Origin of the sequence: Falsiroseomonas sp., from assembly GCF_041690465.1 — a bacterium.
In the GTDB taxonomy this organism is placed as follows: Bacteria; Pseudomonadota; Alphaproteobacteria; order Acetobacterales; family Acetobacteraceae; genus Falsiroseomonas.
This window is the reverse complement of record NZ_JAWLHG010000003.1, coordinates 190,717-201,359: the sequence shown is the minus strand read 5'-3', so window position 1 is coordinate 201,359 and position 10,643 is coordinate 190,717. Positions and strand designations below refer to the sequence as shown.

Sequence of the window (10,643 nt, the reverse complement as noted above, 5' to 3'; positions counted from 1 at the left end):
CGCTTGGCGGTGCGGGGGCAGGCGCCTCCGCGACCGGGGACGGAACGCAACGCTGCGACAGCGGTGCGTTCCGGCGGGGTGTCACAATCGGGTGTCATTCGCGACGCGTCCCGTTCGCGGCGGAACGCTTGCCTGCGCAACGGGTTTCGCCGCGGCAGCACAAGGCGTTGCGGCAGCGGGAGGGATGCGCTTGGCCAGTGGATCACTAAGGGTCGGCATCGTCGGGCTCGGCAATTGCGCCTCCTCCTTCGTACAGGGGTTGGTGCGCTACCGCGATGCGCGCACGCCGCTGCCCGGACTGCCCAATCCGGAACTCGGCGGCTATGCGGTCTCCGACATCGTGATAGCCTCGGCCTTCGACGTCGCCGTGGGCAAGGTGGGCGAGGACGTCGCGCGGGCGATCCTCGCCGCGCCGAACAACACGCGAATCTTCGCTGAGGTGCCGGACATCGGCGTTACCGTGCGGCGCGGACCGACGCTGGATGGGCTTGGCCGCTACCTCGTCGGCGAGGTCGCGGAGGCAGACGCGCCTGTCGCCGATGTCGCGGAGGCGCTGCGCCGGTCGCGGACGGAGGTGCTGGTCTCCTGGTTGCCGGTCGGCGCGCAGCGGGCGACGGAATTCTACGCCGAGGCCGCATTGGCCGCGGGCTGCGCCTTCGTGAACTGTATCCCGGCCTTCATCGCCTCGGACCCGGCCTGGGCCGCGCGCTTCGCCGAGCGCGGCCTGCCGGTGATCGGCGACGACATCAAGAGCCAGCTTGGCGCCACCATCCTGCACCGCGCGCTGGCCACGCTGTTCCGCCAGCGCGGCGTGCGGCTGGACCGCACCTACCAGCTGAACTTCGGCGGCAACACCGATTTTCTCAACATGCTGGAGCGCGACCGGCTCGCCTCGAAGAAGATCTCCAAGACGCGCGCGGTGACCAGCCAGATGGACACGGTGCCGGCGGAGGCGAATGTGCATGTCGGGCCGAGCGACTTCGTGCCGTGGCTCGAGGACCGCAAATGGGCGTACATCCGACTGGAGGGGACCACCTTCGGCGACGTGCCGCTGAATATCGAGGTGAAGCTTGAGGTCTGGGACAGCCCGAATTCCGCCGGCATCGTGATCGATGCGGTGCGCTGCGCGAAGCTGGCACTCGACCGCGGCATCGGCGGCGCGCTGGCTGCTCCCTCGGCCTGGTTCATGAAGTCGCCGCCGGAGCAGATGGACGACCACGAGGCGCAGGCCGCAACGCTGCGCTTCGTCGCCGGCCCGGCCTGATGCCCACCACGCTGCTGCTCGCGCGGCACGCGGCGCATGCGGAGTTCGGCCAGGTGCTGAGCGGCCGCAGCGACGCCGCGGGCCTCTCCGCGGAAGGCCGCGCACAGGCGGCAGGGCTTGCGCGACGGCTGCGGCGGGAACGGCCCGTCGCACTGCATGCGAGCCCGCGCCGGCGCGCTCTGGAGACCGCCCAGCTGCTGGGCGAGGCGCTGGGCCTTCCGGTGATTACGGAGCCGGCGCTCGACGAGATCGAGTTCGGCGCCTGGACCGGCCGCGCCTTCGCCACGCTTGAGGACGACCCGGCCTGGCGGAGCTGGAACGAGCAGCGCGCCACCGCGTCCCCGCCGGAGGGCGAGGCGATGCATGCGGCGCTGTCGCGCGTGCTGCGCTGGACGGGTGGCCTGCCCGCGCGCCACCCCGATGCCGTCATCCTCGCCGTCAGCCACGCCGACGTGATCAAGGCCGTGCTGCTGGCGCATCTCGGCGCGACACTCGACGCGCATTGGCGGGTTGAGGTCGGCGGCGCCTCGCTGAGCGCGGTGGAGCTTTGGCCGGGCGGCGGGCGGGTTCGCCTGGTGAACGAAACGCCGGCGGGAGATTCCTGAGTATGGACGGTATGCCCGACCCCGAGGAGATCCGCCGCCGCGTCGCGGCGCTCGGGCCGTGGTTCCACAACATCGAGCTCGGCGGCGTGCGCACCGCGCCCGACCACTTCCTCGGCGATTATCCCGCGATCAAGTGGCGCGGCTTCGCGCATGCGCTGCCGGCCGACCTCAGCGGAAAGAGCGTGCTCGACATCGGTTGCAATGGCGGCTTCTACAGCATCGAGATGAAGCGCCGTGGCGCGGCGCGCGTGCTGGGCGTGGACAGCGACGAAGCCTACCTCGCCCAGGCGCGCTTCGCAGCCGAGGTCAGCGGGCAGGAGATCGAGTTCCGCCACCTGTCCGTGTACGACATCGCCGCGCTCGGCGAGCGCTTCGACGTGGTGCTGTTCATGGGCGTGCTGTACCACCTGCGCCATCCTCTGCTGGCGCTCGACCTCATCCGTGAGCATGTCGTCGGGGACATGCTGGTGTTCCAGTCCATGCAGCGCGGTGCGGCGGAGGTGGCGCCGGTCAGCGGGGACTACGAGTTCTCGGATACCGCGCCCTTCGACGATCCCGGCTGGCCGAAGCTGCATTTCGTCGAGCACCGCTACGCGCATGACCAGACCAACTGGTGGGTGCCGAACCGCGCCTGCGCGGAAGCGATGCTCCGCGCCGCTGGCTTCGCCATCACCGACCATCCGGAGGCCGAGGTCTATGTCTGCCGACGTGCGGAGACGCCCGAAGGTGCCGGCGCGGTCTATCCGGCGAAGGGGATGCGCGCATGATCGAAGCGGCGATGATCTGGAACGAGCCGAACAACAAGTCCCACTGGGACCAGGAGCTCGATCCCGGCTGGAGCCGCTTCGCCGCCACCGCGATCGCGGCCGGACAGGCGATCCGCGCGGCGCATCCGACGCTGCCGCGCGTGCTCGGCGGCATGTCGCCGATAGACCCTGGCTTTCTCCGCAACATGGAGACGCAGGGCGTGCTGGAGCAGGTGGAGGCGGTGGCCGTGCATGGCTTCCCGCTCGACTGGAACCTCTGGCAGATCCACGAATGGCCGGCGAAGCTCGATGAGATCCGCGCGGTGACGGACAAGCCGATCTGGGTGAGCGAGGTCGGCGTCTCTTCCTTCGGCGCGGAGGAGGTGCAGGCATGGGGCCTCGCGCGCACCGCGGAGCTACTGAAGGACCGCGCGCCGCGCATCCACTGGTACAGCCTGCACGACCTGCCGCGCGACTGGGAGGCGACGACCCGCCACAGGGAGGCCGAGGGCAGCTCCTACTACCGCCACTTCTACATGGGCCTGGTGCGGGAGGATGGCGGGCTCAAGCCCTCCTTCGCGGAGTTCGAGCGGCATGCCCCGGCGCTTGGCCTCTGCCAGTGGTTCCACTTCGAGGATCACCGGCTGGAGCAATCCGTGGCGCTGATGAAGCGGCTCGGCGTACGGCACCTGCGCACCGGCCTGTCCTGGGCCGACCGCTACCGGCCGAATGCGCTCGCCTGGTTCGACCGGCAGATGGAGGCGCTTCGCGACTTCGAGGTGACGGTGACCTTCTGCTTTACGCCGGAACACAAGGGGCCGGGCCGGCACCATACCAGCCCGCCTGACGATCCGGCGGAGTTCGGCGAATTCTGCGGCGAGATGGTGCGCCGCTACGCGTGATCGGCGACCGCAGCGATCGCCGGAGCAACGTAGCGAGCACCGGAGTCGTGAATCGCTGCGGCACCTATCGATGCGCGCCGTGCTCACCATGGGCGCGTTTATCGGCGGTGTCGCGGCCGACGATCTTGTTGAACATGCTGTCCGGCTCGTAGAGCAGCGCCAGGTTGGATTCCTCGAACTGGCGGAAGAATTCCTCCCAGGAGATCTCGACCAGCGCATCATGCTCCGACTGCTTCCGGTCGGGGAACATGATCCGGACGATGCCGGTGTCGCCGCCCTTGTGCGTGCGGTCCACGGCGGCGGGCTTGCCGCCCTTCGATTCGGCCCATTTGCGGATCGTATCGTGGTTGGTCGTCGTCTCGGCCATCTTCGGTCTCCCTTCGGCTGATCGGACAGAACCCGCAGCGCCCATGCCGGTTCGCGCCCACGGAACCGCAACGCACGACCCGGGTTCCCGCCACATGCCCTTCGACGACGACGCGACGCCGGTCGTTGATCCGCGCGACGCGGCGGCGGAGGCAGGGCTGCGCTACGTCTCCGACGAAGAGCCCGGCATCACGCGTAGGCGCGCCGGCAAGGGCTTCAGCTATCGCGCGCCGGCCGGCCGGGCGGTGCGGGACCAGGCGACGCTCAAGCGCATCCGTTCGCTTGCCATCCCGCCGGCCTGGACCGAGGTGTGGATCTGCCCGCATCGCGAGGGACACATCCAGGCCACCGGTCGCGACGAGCGCGGGCGCAAGCAGTACCGCTATCACCCGCGTTGGCGCGAGATGCGCGACGCCGCGAAATACGGACACCTGGTGGAGTTCGCGCGCGCCCTGCCCGGCATCCGAGAGCGCATCGCCGAGGATATGCGCCGCCCGGGCCTGCCGCGCGAGAAAGTGCTGGCCACCGTGGTCCATCTGCTGGAGGCGACGCTGATCCGCGTCGGCAATGACGACTACGCGCGGCAGAACAGCAGCTACGGCCTGACCACGCTGCAGGATCGCCACGTCGCGGTCGCGGGCGACGCCCTGCGCTTCCGCTTCAAGGGCAAGAGCGGCCGTGTCTGGCAGCTCGGCATCCGGGACCGGAGGATCGCGCGCATCGTACGGGCCTGCCAGGATCTGCCGGGGCAGGAGCTGTTCCAGTACGTGGACGAAGCCGACCAGACGCGCGACGTGACCTCCGCCGACGTCAACGACTACCTGCGCGAGATCGGCGGGCGCGACATCACCGCCAAGGATTTCCGCACCTGGGCCGGCACCGTCCTGGCCGCGCTGGCGCTGCGCGAGTTCGAGCGCGTGGACAGCCAGGCGGCGGCGAAGCGCAACATCCGCGCGGCGATCGAGCGGGTGGCGGCGCGGCTCGGGAACACACCGACGATCTGCCGCAAATGCTACGTCCACCCGGCCGTGCTGGACCTCTACCTCGAGGGCTCCCTGCTGGAGGAGATCGAGCAGCTGGCGGAGGCGGAACTGCGCGACGAGCTCGCCGGCCTGCCGGCGGAGGAGGCGGCGGTACTCGCGCTGCTGGTCGCGCGGCTGCGAGCCGGGGAATCGTCGGGGCGCCGGCCGAACGATTGCGAGTAGCTGCGCGTTGCGTGCGGGCAGCGCGCCGCGAGGGAACGGATGAAGCTCGTCGTCTTCGGCCTGTCCATCACCTCCGCATGGGGGAACGGGCACGCGACGCTGTGGCGTGCGCTGTGCAAGGCGCTGGGCGGCGCCGGCCATCGCATTGTGTTCTATGAGCGCGACCAGCCCTGGTACGCGGAGGCACGCGACCCGCTCTCCATTCCTGGCCTCGAGGTCGTGATGCACGGCGACTGGGCGGAGGTGCGCACGCGCGCCGCACACGACCTGCGCGATGCGGACGCGGCGATCGTCACGTCCTATTGCGCCGATGGCCCCGCCGCGGCGGCGCTGATGATGCAGGCGGCGCGCCCGATCCGGGTGTTCTACGATCTCGACACGCCGGTGACGCTGGCGCGCCTCGCGGCCGGCGAGCGGCCGGCCTATCTTCCCGCCTCGGGCCTCGCCGGGTTCGACCTTGTGCTGAGCTACACCGGCGGCGCCGCGCTGGACCGGCTGCGGCAGGAACTGGGTGCCACGCGCGTCGCGGCGCTCTACGGCAGCGTGGATCCGCAGGCGCACCACCCGGCGCCGCCCATCGCGACCTATGCGGCCGACCTCTCCTATCTCGGCACCTTCGCCGCCGATCGCCAAGCGGTGCTCGACCGCCTGCTCGTGGAGCCGGCACGGCGCCGCCCCGCGCAGCGTTTCGTGATCGGCGGTGCGCAGTATCCGCGCGACTTCCCATGGACCGCGAACATCCACTTCGTCCGCCACATGCCGCCGGCGGAGCATCCCGCCTTCTTCTCCTCCGCGCGGCTCGCGCTGAACGTCACGCGGCGCGACATGGCCGCGCTCGGCTGGTGCCCCTCCGGCCGGCTGTTCGAGGCGGCTGCCTGCGGCACGCCGGTGCTGACCGACGCCTGGGACGGGCTCGACGCCTTCTACCGGCCGGGCGAGGAGATCGTCGTCGCGCGCGATACCGAGGAGGCGCTCGCCGCGCTCGACATGGAGGAGGCGGAGCGGCTTCGCATCGCCCGCCGCGCGCGTGACCGCACGCTGGCGGAGCACACCGGCGCGCATCGCGCCGCGCAGCTGCTCGCGGCACTTGAAGCGGCGCGCGTAGCCGTGCCGGCGATGGGGAGCTGAGCCGATGTGGGGTATCATCCCGGCCGCCGGGCTCGGCAGCCGCATCCAGCCGCTTGCCTTCTCGAAGGAATTGCTGCCGGTAGGCAGCCGGCTCGACGGCGGCGTGGAGCGCCCGCGCGCCGTCAGCGAGCACCTGATCGAGCGCATGCTGGCGGCCGGCGTGGACCGGCTGTGCATCGTCATCTCGCCAGGCAAGAGCGATATCGTGAACTACTATGGCGCGTGCATCGGCGATGCGCGCATTGCCTATGCGGTGCAGGCGGAGCCGGCCGGGCTGTGCGATGCGATCTTCTGCGCCGCGCCCTTCATCGCACCCGAGGAGGAGGTCGTCATCGGCCTGCCGGATACGATCTGGTTCCCGCGCGACGGGCTGGCGCGACTGCCGCCAGGGCGCCTCTCCTTCCTGCTCTTTCCGGTGGCGCGGCCGGAGCTGTTCGATGCGGTGGTGACCGACGACACCGGACGCATCGAGGAGATCGAGGTGAAGCGGCAGGGCGCGCGCTCCCGCTGGGTGTGGGGCGCGTTCCGCATGCCCGGCCGGGTGCTGCATGAATTGCATGCGCTTTGGCGGCAGCCGGGGCGTGGCGACGAGTACATCGGCACGCTGGTCAATGCCTGGATCGCGGGCGGCGGCGAGGCCTTCGGCCTGCGCGACGGCACGCGCTACGTGGATGTCGGCACCCTGCATGGCTGGCGCGAGGCGGCGGCGCTGCTCGGCGACGGGCCGGAGGAGGGCGAGGCGTCCGTGCTGCCCTTCCGCGCGCTGCAGGGCGCGGCGCGCGCCTAGCCAGGCCATGCCGCGCGCCCTGCTGATCGTGCTGGATGGTGCCGGGATCGGCGCCGCGCCCGATGCCGGGCGCTACGGTGATGCGGGGGCCGATACGCTCGGGCATGTGCTGGATGCCACCGGCGTCGCCCTGCCCTGCCTCGCCGCGCTCGGCCTGCACCGGCTGCTCGGGCGGGCGGATGCGCCGGTGCCAGGTGCCGCGCATGGGCGCATGCGGCCGCGCTCGGCCGGCAAGGACAGCACCACCGGGCATTGGGAGCTCGCCGGCATCGTGCTCGACACGCCCTTCGCTGTCTTCCCCAGCTTCCCGGATGCACTGGTGCGGGTCGTCGAGGCGGAGGCGGGCGCGCGCTTCCTCGGCAATGTCGCCGCCAGCGGCACCGCGATCATCGAGGAGCTGGGCGCCGAGCACATGCGCAGCGGCCGGCCGATCCTCTACACCTCGGCCGATTCGGTGCTGCAGATCGCGGCGCATGAGGCGGTGATCGAGCTGCCGCGCCTGCACGCGATCTGCGAGGTGGCGCGACGCCATGCGGATGCGTGGCGCATCGGCCGCGTCATCGCGCGCCCCTTCACGGGCAGGCCAGGCGCTTTCGCCCGCACGCCGCGACGGCACGACTACGCGATGGCGCCGCCGCCGAGCGTGCTGGAGGCGATCGTGGCGGCCGGTCTGCCCGTCATCTCCATCGGCAAGGTCGCCGACCTCTTCGCCGGGCGCGGCATCGCCGAGTCCCGGCCGACCGCCGACAATGCGGAGGGCATGCTGCGCATCGCGGAGGCCTGGCAGGAGCTGCGCGACGGCCTCGTCTTCGCCAATCTGGTGGATTTCGACACCGTCTTCGGCCATCGGCGCGACGTCGCCGGCTTCGCCGCCGCACTCGCCGCCTTCGATGCTTGGCTCGGCGGGTTCCTGCCGCAGGTCGCGCGGGAGGATCTGGTGATCCTCACCGCCGACCATGGCTGCGACCCCACCCACCCCGGCACCGACCATACGCGCGAGGAGGTGCCGCTGCTGGTGCTGCATCGCGGCCGCGCCGATGCGCTCGGCACGCGGGAGGGGTTCTGCGATGTCGCCGCCAGCCTCGCCGCGCATTTCGCGCTGCCGCCCTGGCCGCAGGGCCGGAGCGTGCTGAGCTGAGCCGGGCTTGCCCCCCCTCCGCGGCTGTGATGGAACGCCCGGCATGCAGAACGACGGGCAAGACGAGGAGGAACGGCCGGCACGCGCGGCTGCCGAGGCGGCGCGCCGCGGCCTGCCGGACGAGGCGGTGGCCTGGGCCTTCCGCCTGCTGGCCGGGCGCGAGCCGCGCGACGCGCAGGAATTCGCCCAGTACCGCAGCCAGCCCGACCTGAACGCGCTGCGCCGTGCCTTCACCCGCACCCCGGAGTTCCACGACTTCTTCGACTCCGTGCTCACCGGCTTCCCGGCCTGGCGCATGCCGCTGTTCCTGTTGCGCCCGCCGGCCGTGGAGGGGCTGGAGTGGCGCTTCGCGCCGCCCGACCTGGAACAGCCGGTCTGCCAGCTCTGCACCGCCTCGCAATTCGACGATCCTGCCTATGTCGAGATCACGCAGGCCATGGGCTTCCCGGAAGGCCGCGGCCGGCCACGATGGGAGCAGGCCTGGATCGTCTCGGTGCTGGCGACGGAGGGGCTTATCGCCCCGGGCCGGCGCGGCCTCGGGCTGCAGGTGGGGCGCGAGCGCCTGGCGGCGCTGGTTGCATCCCGCGGGGTGGAGGTGCTGGCCACCAGCGACGAGGTCGCCGACCAGGAAGCCGCCGAGACCCGCCGGAGCTGGCTGTTCTACCCCGAGGTCGTCCATATGGAGGAGTTCGACCGGCTGGTAGGCTTTGCCGGGCTGGAGCTCGACCAGCTGGCCAACCTGCCCCCCGGCGAGTTCGACTTCTGCTGGTCCAGCGGCGTCACCACCCGGCTCCGCACCATCGAGGCGACGCTCGCCTTCTTCGAGGCGAGCCTGGCGCCGCTCAAGCCCGGCGGGCTGGCGCTGCACACCTTCGCGTTCAATCTCGCCTCCGACCGCCCGACGCTGGAGACGAAGCAGGCGACGCTGCTGCGCCGGCGCGACATCGAGGCACTGGCCGAGCGCCTGATGCAGTCCGGCCACCGGCTGCTGCCGCTCAACACCCATCCGGGCAGCGACCGGGCGGATGAGCAGGTGCGGGGGGAGGCGGGCGGCGTGCCCGGGCTGCGCCAGCGCAACGGCAACATGGTCTCCACCTCCTTCGGCCTGGCGATCCGCAAGGCGGGCTGAGTGGGCGCGCATCGGCGCGGGGCAGCAATGCGCCGCACGAGCATGTCGGCGGTTGAGCCGTGATTGCTGCGGTGCAAGGTTTCCGACCGAAACACTCGGAGCCTGCCATGACCGACCGGTCCACCCCGGTTGCCGCGGGGCTGCTGATCTTCTGCGCGGTGCTGGGCGCGGCGCTGGCCACGGGGCTGCGCCAATCCTTCGGGCTGTTCCTTGCGCCGATGACCGAAGCGCATGCCTGGAGCGCTTCCGGCTTCGCCTTCGCCATCGCGCTTTCGGTGCTTCTGAACGGCCTGTTCCAGCCGATCTGCGGGCAGATCGCGGACCGGATCGGCGGGCGCGCCGTGGTGATGGGGGGTGCCGCGCTCTATACGGTCGGCATCCTTGGGATGGCGCTGGCGCCCGACCTGGCGCTGTTCACCTTCTTCGGCGGCGTGGTGATGGGGGTCGCCGTCTCGGCGGCCGGGATGCCGGTGATCATCGCCTCGTTGACCCGCCTGCTGCCGGCGGAAAGCCGCGGGCGCGCGGTCGGGCTGGGCACGGCCGGTTCCTCCTTCGGGCAGTTCCTGGTGGTGCCGCTGGCCGGCTTCGGCATCGCGGGCCTGGGCTGGGAATGGACGCTGATCGCGATGGCCGCGGTGGCGCTGCTGATGATCCCGCTCGCCCTGCCGCTCAAGGACCGGCCGGCGCCGAAGGCGGCTGCCGCCACGGAGGAGACCGCCGGGCAGGCGCTTTCGCGCGCCTTCCGCACGCCGACCTTCTGGTTCCTGTTCTTCGGCTTCTTCGTCTGCGGCCTGCATGTCTCCTTCCTGACGGTCCACCTGCCGGGGTTCGTGCATTCCTGCGGGCTGCCGGTGGCGGTCGGCGCGGGGGCGATTTCCCTGATCGGGCTGTTCAACGTGGCCGGTTCGCTGGCCGCCGGCGAACTCTCCCAGCGCTGGCGGCGCCGGGAGTTGCTGGTGGCCATCTACGCCGCGCGCGGCGTGCTGATGGCCGGCTTCATGGCGGTGCCGAAGACGACCGAGACGGTGCTGGTCTTCTCGGCGCTGATGGGGTTGCTCTGGCTGTCCACCGTGCCGCCGACGGTGGCGCTGGTGGCGCGCAACTTCGGCACGCGCTGGCTGGCGACGCTGTTCGGCCTTGTCTTCCTCGGCCACCAGATCGGTGGCTTCACCGGCGCCTGGCTCGGCGGGCTGATCCTGGACCGCACCGGCTCCTATGACCTGATGTGGACCATCGGGATCCTCGGTGCCGCCTTCGCGGCGTTGATCCACATGCCGGTGAAGGATCCCGCGCCGCCAGCCGTGGCGCCCGCGCGGGCGTGACCCCCGGCCGATAGGCGATCCCGGCCGGGGCAGCTAGGATGCCCCCCGGAC

General features: G+C 71.3%; 11 protein-coding genes. 10 read left to right on the top strand and 1 reads right to left on the bottom strand.

Annotated elements, in window-relative coordinates; all coding sequences use genetic code 11:
• Nucleotides 1-184: 184 nt before the first annotated feature.
• The 4 genes from ACESM1_RS04860 to ACESM1_RS04845 are packed head-to-tail and all read left to right on the top strand — an operon-like array spanning nucleotide 185 to nucleotide 3,517.
• Nucleotides 185-1,264, top strand: a complete 1,080-nt coding sequence (locus ACESM1_RS04860) for an inositol-3-phosphate synthase (RefSeq protein WP_408874594.1) — start codon at nucleotides 185-187, stop codon at nucleotides 1,262-1,264.
• On the top strand, nucleotides 1,264-1,869 hold the full coding sequence (locus ACESM1_RS04855) for a histidine phosphatase family protein (protein WP_372618248.1): 606 nt from the start codon (nucleotides 1,264-1,266) through the stop codon (nucleotides 1,867-1,869). The genes ACESM1_RS04860 and ACESM1_RS04855 overlap by 1 nt, the downstream gene beginning before the upstream one ends.
• A gap of 2 nt (nucleotides 1,870-1,871) precedes the next feature.
• Entirely contained in the window at nucleotides 1,872-2,636 is a 765-nt protein-coding gene (locus ACESM1_RS04850) for a TIGR04290 family methyltransferase (protein ID WP_372618246.1), read from the top strand.
• Nucleotides 2,633-3,517 (top strand): beta-xylosidase, encoded by an 885-nt coding sequence (locus ACESM1_RS04845; RefSeq protein ID WP_372618245.1) that lies wholly within the window; start codon nucleotides 2,633-2,635, stop codon nucleotides 3,515-3,517. Before ACESM1_RS04850 ends, ACESM1_RS04845 begins: the two co-directional genes overlap by 4 nt.
• Nucleotides 3,518-3,581: 64 nt before the next feature.
• Here ACESM1_RS04845 and ACESM1_RS04840 read toward each other — a convergent pair whose 3' ends face one another.
• Nucleotides 3,582-3,884 (bottom strand): hypothetical protein, encoded by a 303-nt coding sequence (locus tag ACESM1_RS04840; protein ID WP_372618243.1) that lies wholly within the window; start codon nucleotides 3,882-3,884, stop codon nucleotides 3,582-3,584.
• A 94-nt stretch (nucleotides 3,885-3,978) separates the two neighbouring features.
• Between ACESM1_RS04840 and ACESM1_RS04835 the strand changes: the two genes are divergently transcribed.
• The 6 genes from ACESM1_RS04835 to ACESM1_RS04810 all read left to right on the top strand — a co-directional run bounded on the left by ACESM1_RS04835 (nucleotide 3,979) and on the right by ACESM1_RS04810 (nucleotide 10,592).
• Nucleotides 3,979-5,088, top strand: coding sequence for a DNA topoisomerase IB (locus ACESM1_RS04835; RefSeq protein ID WP_372618242.1), 1,110 nt, complete (start codon nucleotides 3,979-3,981; stop codon nucleotides 5,086-5,088).
• A 39-nt stretch (nucleotides 5,089-5,127) separates the two neighbouring features.
• On the top strand, nucleotides 5,128-6,216 hold the full coding sequence (locus ACESM1_RS04830; protein ID WP_372618241.1) for a glycosyltransferase: 1,089 nt from the start codon (nucleotides 5,128-5,130) through the stop codon (nucleotides 6,214-6,216).
• 4 nt (nucleotides 6,217-6,220) lie between these two features.
• Nucleotides 6,221-7,003: a sugar phosphate nucleotidyltransferase gene (locus tag ACESM1_RS04825; protein WP_372618239.1), complete on the top strand. Its 783-nt coding sequence runs from the start codon at nucleotides 6,221-6,223 to the stop codon at nucleotides 7,001-7,003.
• A 7-nt stretch (nucleotides 7,004-7,010) separates the two neighbouring features.
• Nucleotides 7,011-8,141: a phosphopentomutase gene (locus ACESM1_RS04820; RefSeq protein WP_372618237.1), complete on the top strand. Its 1,131-nt coding sequence runs from the start codon at nucleotides 7,011-7,013 to the stop codon at nucleotides 8,139-8,141.
• Nucleotides 8,142-8,184: 43 nt separating this feature from the next.
• Nucleotides 8,185-9,270, top strand: a complete 1,086-nt coding sequence (locus ACESM1_RS04815) for a hypothetical protein (protein ID WP_372618235.1) — start codon at nucleotides 8,185-8,187, stop codon at nucleotides 9,268-9,270.
• Between the two features lie 107 nt (nucleotides 9,271-9,377).
• Complete coding sequence (locus ACESM1_RS04810) at nucleotides 9,378-10,592, top strand: MFS transporter (RefSeq protein WP_372618234.1); 1,215 nt, start codon at nucleotides 9,378-9,380, stop codon at nucleotides 10,590-10,592.
• The last annotated feature ends 51 nt before the right edge of the window (nucleotides 10,593-10,643 follow it).